The organism is Cryobacterium psychrophilum (assembly GCF_004365915.1).
Classification (GTDB): domain Bacteria; phylum Actinomycetota; class Actinomycetes; order Actinomycetales; family Microbacteriaceae; genus Cryobacterium; species Cryobacterium psychrophilum.
The window spans coordinates 1,148,918-1,163,551 of sequence record NZ_SODI01000001.1; the positions used below are offsets into that span (position 1 = coordinate 1,148,918).

Below are 14,634 nucleotides of genomic sequence, written 5' to 3' on the forward strand. Positions count from 1 at the left end.
ACCACGCGAAGAGTTCTTGTCCATATAATGGACATGAAGCAACCTCTGAGGAGAAACGGGCACCAATGCCAGGCCACAGCACCAGCCGCACTCCCGCCCCGGTGCAGGGTGCTCAGGTCGTGAGCCGGGTCGCCCTGCTGCTGCGAATCGTCGGGCAGGCCCCCCGCGGCCTGCCGCTCGCCCAGATTGTGCGCGAGAGCGGACTCACCAGGCCCACCGTGCATCGGTTGCTCAGTTCGTTGCTCGGCGAGGGCCTTGTGGACCACGACCCGGTCGCCGGCACCTGGCGGTTCGGGCCGGAGATCTTTGTGATGGGCACCGTGGCTGCACAGTCCTATCCGATCGAGGATCTCGCCCGCCCGAGCCTGCACCGGCTCGCCGAGGAGACCGGGGAGAGCGCGTTTCTTTCCATCCGTCGCGGCGCCGAAACCGTCTGCCTGCTGCGCGAGGAGGGCAGTTTCCCCATTCGCTCATTCGTTCTCCATGAGGGCGTGCGTTTTCCACTCGGCGTCGCATCCGCCGGCCTCGCCATCCTCGCCTACCTGTCGACCGACGAAGTGGACCGGCTCCTCGTGCAGGACGAGGCCTTCCGGGAACACTGGGGAGAGCAGCACTCCCCCGCAGCCATACGGCAACACCTGGAGCAGACGCGGGCCACGGGCTATGCGGTGAACCCCGAGCTGATTCTCGAAGGAAGCTGGGGAATGGGGGCGGCCGTCTTCGACCAGGCCGGACGGCCCACGTGGGCGCTCTCGCTCACCGGCATCGAACCGCGTTTTCGGGCCGGCCGGCAACCTTATCTCGGCCAGCTATTGCTCGATGAGGCGCACAAGATCACCCAGAAACTGCAGCACGCACGCTAGACGTCGCAACGATTTGGGACGTACGGCCCTAGATCCGGCCATTCGGGTACATCATCGTTGAGACCACCCGCTGATCACTTTCCGAGGATGCCTGAGGTATTGCGCATGAGCACAACAACGGCCGCATCATCAGCAACACCCACTCGGCCCGGGGGCGGGCGTCGGGCGCTCCTGCTCATCCTCGTCATCCTCGGTTCCCTCATTGCATCGTCCGGGCTCGCAACGGTGCTCGGCGGATCGGCGTTGGCCTGGGTGAATGCGCAACAGGGTGCAGCGGGCTACTTGAGCACGCCGACGGAAACACTCTCCGTCAACACCTACGCGGTGACGTCCCCGTCGCTCGACCTCGGCAACCAGCAGGGACTGACCGTAATCGCTGGCGACCTCGGCAACATTCGACTGCAGGCCACCTCGACGCAAACGAACGTCCCGCTGTTCCTCGGAATCGCCCCCACCGCCGACGTTGAACGGTACCTCGCTTCCGCCGCACACTCCGAAATCACCAGCATGGAGATGTATCCGTTCGCGGCTCGCTTTCGCCAGTTGACTGGCACCGAACAGCCCGCACCGCCCGGCACCCAGGATTTCTGGGCCGCATCGACAACCGGCACGGGAACGCAGGAGCTCGTTGTCGCCCTGGAGTCCGGCAAGGAGATACCCTCCGGACGCTGGACCGTCGTGATCATGAACGTCGACGCGAGCCAGGGCGTGTCTGCCGACGTGTCGGTGGGCGCGCGGGTGGGCTTCCTGGGCCCGCTCGGCGTCCTCCTCATCCTCGGAGGGATCCTCTCGCTGCTCGTGGGGATCGCCCTGATCCTGGTCGGCGCGATCATGCTCGGTCGCGAGCAGGAGCGAGGCGGCGCATCCGCCTCGGGCGCGGATGGTCAGCCGATGCAGAATGTCGCCGGCCCGGGGAACGCCGGGTTCGTCGCCGGCCCCGCACCCACGGCGGGCCTACCGCCCGCCTCGCTCTACCCTTCGCGGGTGCGCGGCGCACTCGACCTGAACCTGTCGAACTGGCTCTGGCTCTTCAAGTGGGTACTCATCGTCCCGCACGTGATCATTCTTTTCTTCCTGGGGTTCGCCTTCGCGGTCGTCACGGTCATCGCGTGGTTCGCCATTTTGTTCACGGCCCGGTACCCGCGTGTCCTGTTCGCCTTCAACGTGGGCGTCATCCGTTGGGGCTGGCGGGTGGCCTACTATTCCTATTCCGCCCTCGGCACCGACCGGTATCCGCCGTTCACACTGGACAAGACCGACTACCCGGCCGATTTTGACGTGGACTACCCCGAACGCCTCTCGCGCGGCCTCATCTTTGTGAAGTCGTGGCTGCTGGCCATCCCGCACCTGCTGATTATTGCCGCGTTCACGGGTGCCGCGACCGGTGGAACGTGGATGCCCAGCTGGCCGATGACCGGGCGGATACCGACGGGCGTCTCCGCGGGAGCCTCCCTGCTGGGACTGCTCGTGCTCGTGGCGGCCGTGATCTTGTTGTTCAGCGGCCGCTACCAGCAGCCGCTGTTCGATCTGATTCTCGGTCTCAACCGCTGGGTGCTGCGCGTGCTGACCTACACGGGGCTCTTCCGGGACGAGTACCCACCCTTCCGCCTCGATCAGGGCGCCGAAGAACCGGAACCCGCGTCCGTGGGCACCCGCTCCGCCTCCGGCTCACCTCAGTAGCCCGGACGGTCAGGCCGGTGGCCATCGTGCCCACCAGCAGGGACAGGCCCGTTCGGGTGCTGAGTGTCGTCCTGAGGCGTCCTTGTCTCGACGTGCAGGGACAATGTGTCAACGGGAAGAATATGCGTTTGAGGCAAGAGAACTGGATCTTATAAGGCCACCCCGTACCCATGCTGCGGGGCATTTGACAGTGATACCACGTAGCGATTCAGTATCGGGCTAGGGGGCGGGCGTCAGTACCCACAGCACTTCGCATTCCTCGCTATCCGAGGTATTGCGCCAGGTGTGCGGGTCGCGTCCGCGAAAGGTCATGGCGTCGCCGTGGCCGAGCACAAAGGCATTCTCACCGATGGTGAGGTCGAGTGAGCCGCGCATGACGAACACGAACTCGACATCGATGTCGAGCACGTACATGTCAACACCGGCGGTACCTCCGGGCTCGATCACCGATTGGATGACCTCGACCTGGCTCTGCGTTCCGGGCGTCATGAGGTATTCGGCCGCGCCCCGTCCGCCGAAGTTGATCGGCGAACCCTGGCCGGCGCGCACGATCTGCGCGGTTGGCGGCTCGAACAGCTCACCCACCCGGAGCCCGACGGCATCGCAGATGGCCACGAGGGTGGCCACCGACGGTGAAACCTGGTCACGTTCGAGCTTGCTCACGAACCCCTGCGTGATGCCGGCGGTCGTTGCGACCGCCTCCAGGGTGAGGCCCTTGCTTAGACGCGCGGCACGCAGTCGCAGACCGATGGGAACCTGACGGGTCACGCTGTTCTCCTAGGATTCGAGGTTGAGGGCGACCGCGCGAACGGGGGCGCCATCGGCGGCTTCGAAGGCGATCGGCAGTAGGGAGATGAGCGGCTCCCCGAAGTCAATCGCGGCCACATTGGTGAGGTTTTCGCTGATCACACCGCCGACGTCGGCGATGAGGTGGTGCACCGGAAAGCCGACCCCCGGATGCTCATCATCGGGGGTCTCGTCAATGTTAATGGCGTCAATCCCGAAGGTACGCACCCCGAGCGCGATCATGCGTCGGCAGGCGTCGGCATCGAGATACGGATTCTCGAAGTACGTCGGGGTTCCGTAGTGCTCGCTCCACCCGGTGTGCAGCAGCACGATCACGCCCGGTTCGAGCTGGTCGGCAAGGGGCGAAATGTGCTCCCACGTGATGACACCGCGTGCGCCGAGGCCCCGCGCGTCAACAATGACGCCACGGCCGACGAACCGGTCAAGCGGGATCTCATCAATCTTCGGGGCTGCCTCATCGAAGTGGTACGGGGCGTCAACGTGGGTTCCCGTTTGCGAGCCCATGCTCACGCTCAGCAGATTGAACCCATCGCGCTCAATCGTGCTGTGCACAAGAAAGCGAGCCTCGGGGTCGCCGGGGTAGGTCTGGGTTTCGGCGTTGATGACCAGTGACAGATCAACAACCTTGTTTATCCTCATAGTCAAGAACTATTGCACATTGGTCAAGTTCGGCGCTAGTGTCACTTTCAGCTTGTTTTACAACTGATCTCACCAACCCGAAGGCAGCAGCATGAGTATCAACAGCGACGTTGTTCCCAGCACCGAAACGATCGTGCTGAACGACCGGCCCAAGGTGACCGAGGTCGAGCAACACGGCATCGACACCATCCCCGACGCGGACCGCACCTCAACCTGGGTCGACCTGCTGCGTATTCAGTTCGGTGGGGCGAACACCTTCGCGACCGTGCTGCTCGGGACGTTCCCGATCGTGCTCGGTCTCTCCTTCTGGCAGGCCGTCATCGCAACACTGTGCGGGGTGCTCGTGGGCTCCCTGTTTCTCATGCCGATGGGCCTGTTCGGTCCGAAGACCGGCACAAACAATGCAGTGTCCTCTGGCGCCTTGTTCGGTGTGCGCGGCCGGGTCGTAGGATCGTTTCTTTCTCTGCTGACCGCGATAGCGTTCTACTCGATCTCGGTCTGGGTCAGCGGCGATGCCCTCGTCGGCGCGCTCACCCGACTGGTCGGCGTGCCCGACTCGATCGGGCTGCGCACCGTCGTCTACGGTGTGATCGGCATCATCGTCATCGTCGTTGTCGTATTCGGGTTCCAGTTCATGCTTCTCGTGAACAAGACCGCCGCCATCGCGAATACGGCCCTCATCCTGCTCGCGATCGTTGCCTTCTCGGGCACCTTCGACGCCGGGTACAACCCGGGGGTGGATGCCTACGCCCTCGGCGGATTCTGGCCCACCTTCGTCGCCGCGGCACTCATCGTCATGAGTAATCCGATCTCCTTCGGCCCCTTCCTCGGCGATTGGGCCCGGTATATTCCGAAAAGCACACCACCTCGCAAGCTGTTTCTGGGAACGTTTCTCGGCCAGCTGCTGACCCTCATCCCGTTCCTGTTCGGCGTCGCCACCGCGACGATCGTGGCCGGCCAGGGGGACTATGTATTCGCCCTGATTCAGGCCTCACCCATCTGGTACGCCCTGTTGCTCATGTTCGTCGCGTTTATCGGGGGACTCTCGACAGGAACCACCTCGCTCTACGGAACCGGGCTCGATTTCTCCTCGGTGTTCCCCAGGTTCAACCGGGTGCAGGCCACGATCGGCATCGGCGTGGTCGCCTTCGGATTCATCCTGACCGGGCGGTTGTTCTTCGACCTGCTCGGCGCCGTGAATGCGTTCGTCGGAGCGATCATCGTGACCACGACCCCGTGGATCGTCATCATGGCCATTGGTTATTTCGTGCGCCGCGGCCACTTCGACGCGCGGAACCTGCAAGTCTTCAACAAGGGCGAGATCGGAGGCCTCTACTGGTTCAACGACGGAGTGAACTGGCGCGGCATGGTCGCCTGGATCGGTGCGGCGGTGCTCGGACTGCTGTTCGCCAACTATCCGCCAGTAATCGTCGGACCGTTCAGCAGCCTTGGCGGCGGCATGGACCTGAGCCTCGTCGTCGCGGTCACGGCCGGAGCCGTGCTGTACCTCGGCGCCCTGTGGATCTTTCCCGAACCACGCTATGTGTTCGGCCCGGACGGTGCGCGCATCGTCCCGACCCTGCCCGGCACCCCCCATGTCATTGAAATGGATCATAATTCGACGGCGGCGAAGATGGTCGTGCTGCGGAGCCGCAGGCCGTGAGCGCAGCGCCCGCCGCTCCCGCTTCCACGACCGTTCCGGGTAGCGCCGAAGCCAACGCCCTCGCCGCCGTCGACGCGATCATCGACAACTTCCGCAGCCACCGCAAGGCCGCCTACTTCGCCGGCTTTGCGGAAGATGCGACCTTCCTGTTTCACACCACACCGCACCGCATCGACGGTCGCGCCGGCTATGAAGCACTCTGGACCGAGTGGGAGACAAACGACGGTTTTCGCGTGCACGACGCCACGTCCACGAATCGCCGTATTCAGGTCTTCGGTTCAACGGCCGTGTTCAGCCACGACGTTGAAACAACCCTGGAAACGAACGGCGACATCCTGACCGTCAACGAACGGGAGTCGATCATTCTGGAGCGCAGCGACGACGCCTGGCTGTGCGTGCACGAGCATCTCTCCATCGCCTCACCCGACATGATTGAGACCGAAAAATGACTCCCACACCCGATTCCGGTGTCGCGATCGTGACCGGTGCCGCCAGCGGTCTCGGCGCCGCCGTCGCCGTGGCACTGCGCACGGCCGGCTGGCGCGTGGCCGGCTTCGATCTGCGCTCCTCCGACACGGCGCTGAGCGTCGAGGTCGACGTGACGGATGCCGCGGCCCTCTCTGCCGCAGCCGCCCGCGTGACGCAGGAGCTCGGCCCGGCCGATGCCCTCGTCACGGTGGCCGGCATCTACGAGGAACTCCCCCTCGAATCGATCACCGACGAACGGTGGGATCGCATGCTCGCCGTGAACATCGGCGGAACGGTCAAGACCTGCGCCGCCGTTCTGCCGCAGATGCTCGAACGCCGGAGCGGGGCGATCGTGACCATTTCCTCTGATCTCGGCCTCGGTGGAAGCCAGGGCGATGCCCACTATGCCGCAACGAAGGGAGCCATCGTGGGCTTCAGCCGCAGTCTCGCCCTCGAGCTTGAGGGCAGTGGGGTATTCGTGAACACCGTCGCCCCCGGGGCGGCCGACACCCCCATGCTGGCAGCGGATTCGCCGTGGAGGGCCGAGTCATTCCTGGCGACCCTGCCAGCGGGGCGCCTCGTGCGCCCCGCCGAGATTGCCGCCGCCGTGCTGTTTTTCCTTGAGGTGGGCAGCGCCTGCGTCGGCCAGGTCGTCTCCCCCAACGCCGGAGCAACAATCTAATGGGCGAGCACGGTGTACTGAACGAGCACGGTCTCGTGAACGAGCAGAGAGTCGCCCTGGTTGCGCTCGATAACGAAGCGGAGCGTTCCGCTGTGGTGGCGGCGCTCGCCCGAACCGGCGTGCGGGTCGCGGTGCTCGGCTCCGTGGTCGCGGGGGCGCAGCTCGCCCTGCCGCTCGGAAACGATGCGGCTGCGGTCGCCGCGGTCGAGCAGGACTTCGGCTGCATCAACATCCTGGTGGTGGGCGCAGCGAACCCGGCTCCAGCGCGGTTCATCGATACCGACGTGACGCAGTGGTTCCAGGCCGTGCACGAGGCGATGTCGACACCGTTCCGATTAATGCGGGCGACCGTCGACGCGTTGCGCCGGGCCGATGACAGCCGCATCGTTCTGGTCGGTGCCGGCTGGGGTGCGGCGGGCGTTCCGAACGCCACCGCCGGCGCATCCGTTCACGGTGCACTGATCGCCCTCACGAAGACCCTGGCCCGGGACCTCGGACCGGACGGCGTGATCGTGAACGAGATCGCCGTGCAGCCGGGCGCCGCAGCGGATACTCGCGCGCTCGCATCCGCTGTCGTCTATTTGGCGAGCCCGGCCGGGTCCGCCATGGTCGGCCAGGTTGTCGCCCTCGGCCGCGGCGGAGAGGTGCGCCCGTAATCACGGCCACACCTGCCGTGCCGGGGCGCCCCGGCACACCCTGAGCAGTGCGCCTACCCGCGGCGTTGCACGAGCCCGCGGATGAAGGCGGCCTGGCCGGCATGTTCGAGGTCGTCGCTGATCACGCTGACCAGTCGCACCCCGCGGGTGACCGCCGGGATCCACCGGCGGTCAATCACCTCGTCGAGGTCTGCGTCGGTCAAGGCCTGAAGGTAGGCGAGCGTCTGGGCGTGCACGGCGTCGTAGTAGCCGCCGAGAAGCTCGGCGTCGACACGCACGGCGGCGACCTCGCTGCTCGAGTGCCCGTAGCCGGTCGCCGCCGGTTCAAAGGGCAGGGAGAACTTCTGCGCCCAGCCGTCACGCGTCCAGGTCTGCTCGCGTCCGGCCAGCTCGGCCACGTGGTCGTCCTGCACGCGGGTGAGGTGCCAGACGAGCCAGGCGATGGTGTTGGCATCGGCATCCGCTCGAAAAGTGAGGGCCTTCGCGGATCCCCCGGCCAGCGCCCCATGTACGGCACCGTGGACGCGCCCAAAGGCTTCGATGAGCAGGTCAGTCGAGTTCATGGGTCTCCTTCGTGAGGCCGGGGTCGTACGTGTGATCCCACGATACTGGCCAACGTTGCCACCGAAGAAACAAAAAAGGCCGCCTTGTCAGGCGGCCTTTCTCGTGCATGCGGTGGAGCTAAGGAGATTCGAACTCCTGACCTTCTCATTGCGAACGAGACGCGCTACCAACTGCGCCATAGCCCCCGACTGCTTATGCAGAATATCACGAGCGGGAGGGGTCCGCGTGCACGGGCGCACCCAATTCGGGGTTAGCCGACGGCGCGGCGCAGACGAAGTACGGCGTCAAGGTCGGTCATACCGGGCTCCGTCTCACCCACGATCCCCATCGCGGCGAAGCGACTGTCGGTGGACGGTTTCGCCGAAGCCACACGCGCCGGCGCCGACACCGGGGCCGGCAGGGGGCGCGCAAGGGGCGCGGCGGAAGCGGTGATCCGGGAGGCACGACGCTCGATCTCGGCTTCCTGGGCGACGCGACGCAGCTCGGCCGCGGCATCCACTGAGGCCATCGCCGTCTGCGCGATCGAGCCGCGGGAGAGGTGCAGGGGGCGCGGCAGGGGCTGCGGAGTCCAGGTGGGGGCGACGACGGGAGTCGTCTCGAGGTGCACGGGCTCAAACGGCTGTCCGGTGAGAGGTGCACGCGCGGGAGCCGCGACGTGCACAATGCGCGCCGTGCGCGCCACTTTGGCCAGGCGGGACAGGGTCAGGAACGCTGCGGCGACCGTGACGACGCCCATGCCGAAGAGCAGCCAGGAGCCGGTAGCCACGATCGGCGCGACGCCACCGAGGGCGCAGATCAGTCCGGTGAGGAGCACGATCGAGCTGAGGGCACGCCCGCGGCGCAGGCGTCGGAGAATTCGTGCCGGCGAGACGGGGAGGGGAGTTCGGTTAGCCGCCTCAATGGCGGCTGCCACTCCGTGTGCCGCGGCTGCGGCATCCGCTTCGGCCTGGTCTGCTGCTGCAACCTGCATCTTTGCCTGTTCCTTCGTTGCGGCACGCGCAGCGGAACGAGCCGTTCCTTCGGTGCGCGCGAGAATCTTTTGTTGTTCGGCCACGGTACGTGCGTTCGCCTCGAGGCGCACCTGCGCCGGGACCTCGGCCGTTTCAGCCAGAATGCGCAGCGTCTGTTGCAGGCGCACGGCGTTTCGCTCGGTCGCGAGATACTCCCGTCGGCGGGACCAGGTGGGCATCAAATAGGCCATCCAGAGCACAGCAGCCACCGCTACCATCACTCCACCGCCGAGGGCCTCACCATTCATATTCACAACGGTAAGAGTCGGTGGGCAGTCCGGTCATGATTACGGATGGTGTGTCATCGAAATTCGTCACTATTTTGTAGCCCTACAACACCGAACGGGATTTGACCGGGAGCGGCCGCACGGACGCCTCGAAATCGGCGGCGTTGACTTTGGCCGCATCCGCCGGGACACGACCGTCTTTCCACCGCCGCATCACGCCTTGGTCGAGCTCTTCGGCAACGAGTCCGAAACAGAAGTGATCGCGCCAGTCACCATTGATGTGAATGAATCGCCGCCTGAGCCCCTCGTAGCGAAAACCGAGCTTTTCGACCACACGCAAGGAGGCGGCATTCTCCGGGCGAATGCAGATCTCCATGCGGTGCAACCCGAGCTGGTAGAAGCAGTAATCCACGGCGAGGGCCACCGCGGTGGGGGTGACCGACCTCCCGGCGAACCGCTCCCCCACCCAGTACCCCATCGTCGCCGACGAGAGAGAGCCCCAGGTGATCGACGACACGTTCAGCTGCCCCGCGAGCTGGCCGTCGTACTCCACGATGAAGGGCAGCCCATTGCCCGCACGAGAATGCGCGAGCAGACCACGGATGCTGGCCCTCGAGTCGAAAGACGCAGGCGCGTACGGGTTGGTCGCCTCCCATTTGCGCAACCACACCCGATTAGCGAGAAGTTCCCCCTCGAGCACCTTGGCGTCGCGCAGGCGCACCGGACGCAGCGTGACGAGGCCCTCCCTGAGGGTGGGAATGGCGAGTGGCACGTGTGACCTGTCTTTTCGTGGGCCGCGCGAGCACGACGCCCGGCTACCCCAACGGTGTGGGGAGTACTTGCTATGGGCCAGTCTGCCCTAGTCCATCTGCTTCACGAAGTCCCGAAGCCACGGACGCAGGTCCCTGCCGAGGTCTTCACGGTCAACGGCCAGCTGCACGATGGCCTTGATGTAGTCGAGGCGGTCCCCGGTGTCATATCGGCGCCCGCGGAAGATGACGCCGTACACGCCGCCGGTCTCCTCGGGATTGACAGCCATCTCCTGCAACGCGTCGGTGAGCTGGATCTCGTTGCCTTTGCCCGGTGCGGTGTGCTCGAGAATATCGAAGACCTCCGGGCGCAGCACGTAGCGACCGATGATGGCCAGGTTGGAGGGGGCCTCCGCTGCACTCGGCTTTTCGACAAGTCCGGTGATGCGCACCACATCAGGGTCGTCGGTGGGCTCGATCGCGGCGGCGCCGTACATGTGGATCTGCGAGGGGGCGACCTCCATGAGGGCGACGATGCTCGTGTTGCGCTTCACCTGCTCGTCGATCATCTGGGTGAGCAGGATATCGCGCGAGTCAATAATGTCGTCACCCAGCAGAACGGCGAAGGGCTCGTGGTTCACGTGCATGCGGGCGCGGAGCACGGCGTGACCGAGGCCACGCGGGTTGCCCTGGCGCACATAGTGAATATCGGCAAGCTCGTTCGACTCGCGCACCCTGGCGAGGCGGGCGTGGTCGCCCTTGCGCTCCAGCATGGCCTCCAGCTCGGTCATGCGGTCGAAGTGGTTCTCGAGCGCGTTCTTGTTGCGCCCGGTGACCATGAGGATGTCGCTCAGACCAGAGGCCACGGCCTCCTCCACCACGTACTGGATCGCCGGCTTGTCGACGACAGGGAGCATCTCCTTGGGCATTGCTTTGGTGGCCGGCAGAAAGCGTGTGCCCAGTCCTGCTGCCGGAATGACGGCCTTGGTGATTTTGGTTCCCATGGCCCCTACGTTAGCGGCATCTAGAATGTCACGTATGGACTCAGACATCGCTCACCACAAGCGGGCGCTCCGTGCTGAGTTACGGGAACGCCGCCAGAACCTGACCTCGCGCGAACGCGAGGCCGCAACGGCCGGTTTCACCGAGAACCTGCAGAGCCTCGTCATTGATCTTTCCGCTCGTTCACTGGCCTGTTACCTCTCAGCGCGCAGCGAACCGAATACCCGACCTTTTCTCAACTGGGCGCAGACGCAGGGCCTGAGAGTGCTGTTGCCCATTTCACGGGACGACGGCCTTCTTGACTGGACCGTTGGAGACAATGAGGAAGAGATTGAGGGCCTCTCCGGCGTGCCGGAGGCCGTGGGCGAACTCCTTGGCCCCATCGCCATCAATGACGTCGACCTGATCATCGTTCCGGCCGCTGCCGTGGATGCCAGCGGGTTGCGGATGGGCTGGGGCCGCGGTTATTTCGACAAGACCCTCGGTTCCATGGAAAAATGTCCCCCGGTATACGCTGTCGTCTTCGACAATGAGTATCTGGAGAAAGTACCCCGCGAGGTGCATGACCAGCCCGTCAACGGCCTGGTCACCCCCACGCGCATCATCGCGTTCTAGTTCTACCCGGTAGGCAAAAGCCTGCCGTGCCTTACCAGCTGGAGATTTAGTGCCTACCTATTCCTACCGTTGCACCGAGTGTGACACCGCCTTCGATATCCAGCAGGCGTTCACCGACCACTCACTCACGGTGTGCCCCACGTGCCAGGGAAAGCTGCGCAAGGTCTTCTCGTCCATTGGCGTGACATTCAGCGGCTCTGGCTTCTACAGCAACGATTCGAAGAGTGACTCCAACCGGTCCAACTCGAACCTCGACCGCAAGCCGAGCGAGAAGTCCGAGACCAAGTCGGAATCGAAGCCGGCCGAGTCTTCGAGCACGCCGGCCAAGAAGGACAGCGCTCCCGCGGCTTCCTCGTCGTCGTCCTCAAGCTCCTCGACCCCCGCGCCGAAGGCCTCCTAGGGCCTCCCACGGCCTCCTGGGACTTCCTGGGGCCTCTGCCTGTGCACCTTCCCCGATAAGTCATATTCAGGAGCATCCTGTGTTCAAGGGTTTCAAAGAGTTCATCATGCGCGGCAACGTCATTGACCTTGCCGTCGCCGTTGTCATCGGAGCGGCGTTCACCGCCGTTGTCACTGCTCTGGTCACCAACATCTTCAATCCGCTGATCGCCGCGATATTCAACGTGGAGACGCTCAGCACGGCGATGACGATCCCGCTGCGCAGCGGGGAGAATCCGCCGGTGCTGGCACTCGGAGCCGTGCTCGCCGCCCTCATCAACTTCGTTCTGATCGCCGCCGTGGTCTACTTCGTCTTCGTGCTGCCGATCAACCGGCTCAAGAAGGCGCAGGCGCGCCGACGCGACGAGGGCGTTCCCGCCGCCGTCGTCGACGATCCCACGACCGAACTCGACATGCTCACCGAGATCCGTGACCTGCTCGCCAAGAACGCGATCGCCCCGGCGCAGGGCACCCCAGCACTAAGCACTAAGCACTAAGCACCGCCGCATCCGCTCGCCGTGTTGTTGCTACTTCAGGAGATCCGGCTGCGCGCATCCGTTCACCCCGGCAATCACGTGGGGGCCCGACGAGGCGCACCGGCTTCGTCCTGAAGTAGCGACCGGCACCCCGCAACCTCGCCGCGCGGCGCCGCGCCTCCGCACGGTGGGGCGAGACGCGATGTCGTGTGTACGTCGAGGGCGTCAGGCGCGCTCGAGCTCGTGCGCGAGTGCTTCGAGCTCGGCGCCGCCAGCCATGAGCCTCGTGAGCTCGGCGATCTCAATGTCCTTCTTCGCGAACTCGCCGAGGCTCATGCCGCGCTTGAGCAGCAGGAATTTGTCCCCCACCGGGTAGGCGTGGTGCGGGTTGTGTGTGATGAAAACCACGCCGAGGCCACGATCACGGGCCTGCGCCACGTATCGCAACACCACCCCGGCCTGCTTCACACCGAGCGCGGATGTGGGCTCGTCGAGAATGACGACCTTGGCGCCGAAGTACACGGCCCGCGCAATCGCCACGGACTGGCGCTCACCGCCGGAGAGCGTACCAATGGGCTGATCGACGTCGCGCAGGTCAATGCCCATTTTTCGCAGCTCGCGCTTGGTGATGGCCCTCATCTCGCGCACCTTGAGGCTGCTGAATGGTCCGAAACCCGCGTACAACTCCGCTCCCAGAAAGAAATTGCGCCACACCGGCATGAGCGGCACAACGGCGAGGTCCTGGTAGACGGTGGCGATGCCCGCGTCGAGCGCGTCGCGGGGCCCGGTGAATCGTTTCTCCGTGCCGTTGAGCAGAAGCGAGCCGGACGTGTAGTCGTGAGCCCCAGCCAGGATCTTAATAAACGTGGACTTACCGGCACCGTTGTCGCCGAGCACGCAGACGACTTCGCCGAATCCGACCGACGTGGAGATATCGGTCAAGGCGATAATCGACCCGTAGCTCTTGCCGATGTTGCGCACCTCAAGTATTGGCGGTACGGATTGCTCAGCACTCATTCTCTGGCTCCTGCCTGGCGACGAACATAAAGGTTGACAAGCACAGCGAGCAGCAGCATCCCGCCGAGGAACGCCTTGAGCCAGTTGTTATCCCACTGGGCGAACACAATCCCCTGCAGCGTCATGCCGTAGATGAGCGCGCCAATGGCCGCACCGATCGCGGAGCCGAAGCCTCCGGTGAGCAGGCACCCGCCCACCACCGCGCAGATGATGTAGATGAACTCCTGGCCGATGCCGGTTGTGGCCTGCACCGTCGAGACGTCGAAGAGCGAGAGCATTCCCACAAGCCAGCCGGCGCCGGCCGTGGTCATGAAGAGTCCCACCTTGGTTTTCACCACGGGCACGCCGGTCTGGCGGGCGCTCTGCACCTGTCCACCAGAGGCAAAGATCCAGTTGCCGTACTTCGTGCGCAGCAGAATCCACGTGGCGATGGCCGTGATCGCGATCCACCAGAAAATCGAAATCTTGAGGTTGAGCCCGAAGATCTGCACCGTCGATCCGAATATGCTCTTCACGGTATCGAATCCGGGAACCGAAGACATGCCCTGGATAGCGACCTGCCCGGTGATGAGTTTCGTGCCGGCGAGGTTGACACCCTGCAGGATGAAGAAGGTTCCCAGGGTGACAATGAAGCTCGGCAGCCCGGTCTTCATGACGACGAATCCATTGAACGCCCCCACCGAGAGGGCCACTCCCAGGGCCATCAGCATGGCGACCCAGATGTTCATGCCGTACTGCGTGGTGAACGCGCCCACGACGAGTCCCGTGGTTCCGGTCATGGCGCCCGCGGAGAGGTCGAATTCCCCGCCAATCATGAGCATCGCCACGGCAACGGCCATGATGCCGAAGAGCGAGGCCGAGAACAGCCATGTGGAGACCCCGGCCGGGGAGAGGAATGAATTGGTGAACACGGAGAAGAACACGAAGATTCCCAGGGCTGCCACGAGCGCGCCGATCTCGGGGCGGCGAAGCAGCAGAACGATCGGTCCGGTGCGAGCCAGCCGTTCGTCCTGCACGTCCTTGGCTGGCGAGGCAAGGGTGGTACTCATGGGGTTCCGTTCTTCGCGAGGATCGCGAG

General features: G+C 64.7%; 17 protein-coding genes and 1 tRNA gene. 9 read left to right on the plus strand and 9 right to left on the minus strand.

Annotated elements, in window-relative coordinates; translation table 11 throughout:
• The first annotated feature begins 65 nt into the window (after positions 1-65).
• On the plus strand, positions 66-863 hold the full coding sequence (locus EDD25_RS05290; RefSeq protein WP_134172361.1) for an IclR family transcriptional regulator: 798 nt from the start codon (positions 66-68) through the stop codon (positions 861-863).
• A 105-nt stretch (positions 864-968) separates the two neighbouring features.
• Positions 969-2,543 (plus strand): DUF4389 domain-containing protein, encoded by a 1,575-nt coding sequence (locus EDD25_RS05295; RefSeq protein WP_134172362.1) that lies wholly within the window; start codon positions 969-971, stop codon positions 2,541-2,543.
• 219 nt (positions 2,544-2,762) lie between these two features.
• Here EDD25_RS05295 and EDD25_RS05300 read toward each other — a convergent pair whose 3' ends face one another.
• Positions 2,763-3,311, minus strand: a complete 549-nt coding sequence (locus tag EDD25_RS05300) for a helix-turn-helix domain-containing protein (RefSeq protein ID WP_134172363.1) — start codon at positions 3,309-3,311, stop codon at positions 2,763-2,765.
• A gap of 9 nt (positions 3,312-3,320) precedes the next feature.
• Positions 3,321-3,989, minus strand: coding sequence for a cyclase family protein (locus EDD25_RS05305; RefSeq protein ID WP_134172364.1), 669 nt, complete (start codon positions 3,987-3,989; stop codon positions 3,321-3,323).
• A 91-nt stretch (positions 3,990-4,080) separates the two neighbouring features.
• Here EDD25_RS05305 and EDD25_RS05310 point away from each other — a divergent pair, with 91 nt between their 5' ends.
• From EDD25_RS05310 to EDD25_RS05325, 4 genes are read left to right on the plus strand one after another with little or no spacing between them, the layout of a single operon-like run.
• Positions 4,081-5,652 (plus strand): purine-cytosine permease family protein, encoded by a 1,572-nt coding sequence (locus tag EDD25_RS05310; protein WP_134172365.1) that lies wholly within the window; start codon positions 4,081-4,083, stop codon positions 5,650-5,652.
• The gene (locus tag EDD25_RS05315; protein ID WP_134172366.1) at positions 5,649-6,101 is read left to right on the plus strand and encodes a nuclear transport factor 2 family protein; all 453 of its coding nucleotides are present in this window, start codon (positions 5,649-5,651) and stop codon (positions 6,099-6,101) included. Before EDD25_RS05310 ends, EDD25_RS05315 begins: the two co-directional genes overlap by 4 nt.
• On the plus strand, positions 6,098-6,802 hold the full coding sequence (locus tag EDD25_RS05320; RefSeq protein ID WP_134172367.1) for an SDR family NAD(P)-dependent oxidoreductase: 705 nt from the start codon (positions 6,098-6,100) through the stop codon (positions 6,800-6,802). The genes EDD25_RS05315 and EDD25_RS05320 overlap by 4 nt, the downstream gene beginning before the upstream one ends.
• Positions 6,802-7,458, plus strand: a complete 657-nt coding sequence (locus tag EDD25_RS05325) for an SDR family NAD(P)-dependent oxidoreductase (protein ID WP_134172368.1) — start codon at positions 6,802-6,804, stop codon at positions 7,456-7,458. Before EDD25_RS05320 ends, EDD25_RS05325 begins: the two co-directional genes overlap by 1 nt.
• 53 nt (positions 7,459-7,511) lie before the next feature.
• On the opposite strand, the gene EDD25_RS05330 is transcribed toward EDD25_RS05325, so the two are convergent.
• From EDD25_RS05330 to galU, 5 genes are all read right to left on the minus strand, one after another.
• A complete protein-coding gene (locus tag EDD25_RS05330; RefSeq protein WP_134172369.1) occupies positions 7,512-8,021 on the minus strand; it encodes a mycothiol transferase in 510 nt (169 codons plus the stop codon).
• Between the two features lie 113 nt (positions 8,022-8,134).
• Positions 8,135-8,207, minus strand: a tRNA-Ala gene (locus tag EDD25_RS05335).
• Positions 8,208-8,272: 65 nt separating this feature from the next.
• Positions 8,273-9,280: a hypothetical protein gene (locus EDD25_RS05340; protein WP_134172370.1), complete on the minus strand. Its 1,008-nt coding sequence runs from the start codon at positions 9,278-9,280 to the stop codon at positions 8,273-8,275.
• An 82-nt stretch (positions 9,281-9,362) separates the two neighbouring features.
• A complete protein-coding gene (locus EDD25_RS05345) occupies positions 9,363-10,031 on the minus strand; it encodes a GNAT family N-acetyltransferase (RefSeq protein ID WP_134172371.1) in 669 nt (222 codons plus the stop codon).
• Between the two features lie 87 nt (positions 10,032-10,118).
• Complete coding sequence (gene galU, locus EDD25_RS05350) at positions 10,119-11,012, minus strand: UTP--glucose-1-phosphate uridylyltransferase GalU (protein ID WP_134172372.1); 894 nt, start codon at positions 11,010-11,012, stop codon at positions 10,119-10,121.
• Between the two features lie 34 nt (positions 11,013-11,046).
• Between galU and EDD25_RS05355 the strand changes: the two genes are divergently transcribed.
• The 3 genes from EDD25_RS05355 (at position 11,047) to mscL (ending at position 12,560) form a co-directional block, all read left to right on the plus strand.
• Positions 11,047-11,625 (plus strand): 5-formyltetrahydrofolate cyclo-ligase, encoded by a 579-nt coding sequence (locus EDD25_RS05355; protein WP_134172373.1) that lies wholly within the window; start codon positions 11,047-11,049, stop codon positions 11,623-11,625.
• 49 nt (positions 11,626-11,674) lie between these two features.
• On the plus strand, positions 11,675-12,025 hold the full coding sequence (locus EDD25_RS05360) for an FmdB family zinc ribbon protein (protein WP_134172374.1): 351 nt from the start codon (positions 11,675-11,677) through the stop codon (positions 12,023-12,025).
• A gap of 79 nt (positions 12,026-12,104) precedes the next feature.
• On the plus strand, positions 12,105-12,560 hold the full coding sequence (gene mscL / locus EDD25_RS05365) for a large conductance mechanosensitive channel protein MscL (protein ID WP_134172375.1): 456 nt from the start codon (positions 12,105-12,107) through the stop codon (positions 12,558-12,560).
• Positions 12,561-12,764: 204 nt separating this feature from the next.
• Here the strand turns inward: mscL and EDD25_RS05370 are convergent, their stop codons facing one another.
• Positions 12,765-13,556, minus strand: a complete 792-nt coding sequence (locus tag EDD25_RS05370; RefSeq protein ID WP_134172376.1) for an ATP-binding cassette domain-containing protein — start codon at positions 13,554-13,556, stop codon at positions 12,765-12,767.
• Positions 13,553-14,605 carry an ABC transporter permease gene (locus EDD25_RS05375; RefSeq protein ID WP_134172377.1) on the minus strand — a complete coding sequence of 351 codons (1,053 nt, stop codon included), beginning with the start codon at positions 14,603-14,605 and terminating at the stop codon, positions 13,553-13,555. Before EDD25_RS05375 ends, EDD25_RS05370 begins: the two co-directional genes overlap by 4 nt.
• Between the last annotated feature and the right edge of the window lie 29 nt (positions 14,606-14,634).

Coding starts and splice junctions, on each gene's coding strand:
- EDD25_RS05325 (WP_134172368.1), top strand. CDS start 6,802: ATGGGCGAGCACGGTGTACTGAACGAGCACGGTCTCGTGAACGAGCAG.
- EDD25_RS05290 (WP_134172361.1), top strand. CDS start 66: ATGCCAGGCCACAGCACCAGCCGCACTCCCGCCCCGGTGCAGGGTGCT.
- EDD25_RS05310 (WP_134172365.1), top strand. CDS start 4,081: ATGAGTATCAACAGCGACGTTGTTCCCAGCACCGAAACGATCGTGCTG.
- EDD25_RS05370 (WP_134172376.1), bottom strand. CDS start 13,556: ATGAGTGCTGAGCAATCCGTACCGCCAATACTTGAGGTGCGCAACATC.
- EDD25_RS05355 (WP_134172373.1), top strand. CDS start 11,047: ATGGACTCAGACATCGCTCACCACAAGCGGGCGCTCCGTGCTGAGTTA.
- EDD25_RS05330 (WP_134172369.1), bottom strand. CDS start 8,021: ATGAACTCGACTGACCTGCTCATCGAAGCCTTTGGGCGCGTCCACGGT.
- EDD25_RS05340 (WP_134172370.1), bottom strand. CDS start 9,280: ATGAATGGTGAGGCCCTCGGCGGTGGAGTGATGGTAGCGGTGGCTGCT.
- EDD25_RS05305 (WP_134172364.1), bottom strand. CDS start 3,989: ATGAGGATAAACAAGGTTGTTGATCTGTCACTGGTCATCAACGCCGAA.
- EDD25_RS05320 (WP_134172367.1), top strand. CDS start 6,098: ATGACTCCCACACCCGATTCCGGTGTCGCGATCGTGACCGGTGCCGCC.
- EDD25_RS05375 (WP_134172377.1), bottom strand. CDS start 14,605: ATGAGTACCACCCTTGCCTCGCCAGCCAAGGACGTGCAGGACGAACGG.
- galU (WP_134172372.1), bottom strand. CDS start 11,012: ATGGGAACCAAAATCACCAAGGCCGTCATTCCGGCAGCAGGACTGGGC.
- EDD25_RS05295 (WP_134172362.1), top strand. CDS start 969: ATGAGCACAACAACGGCCGCATCATCAGCAACACCCACTCGGCCCGGG.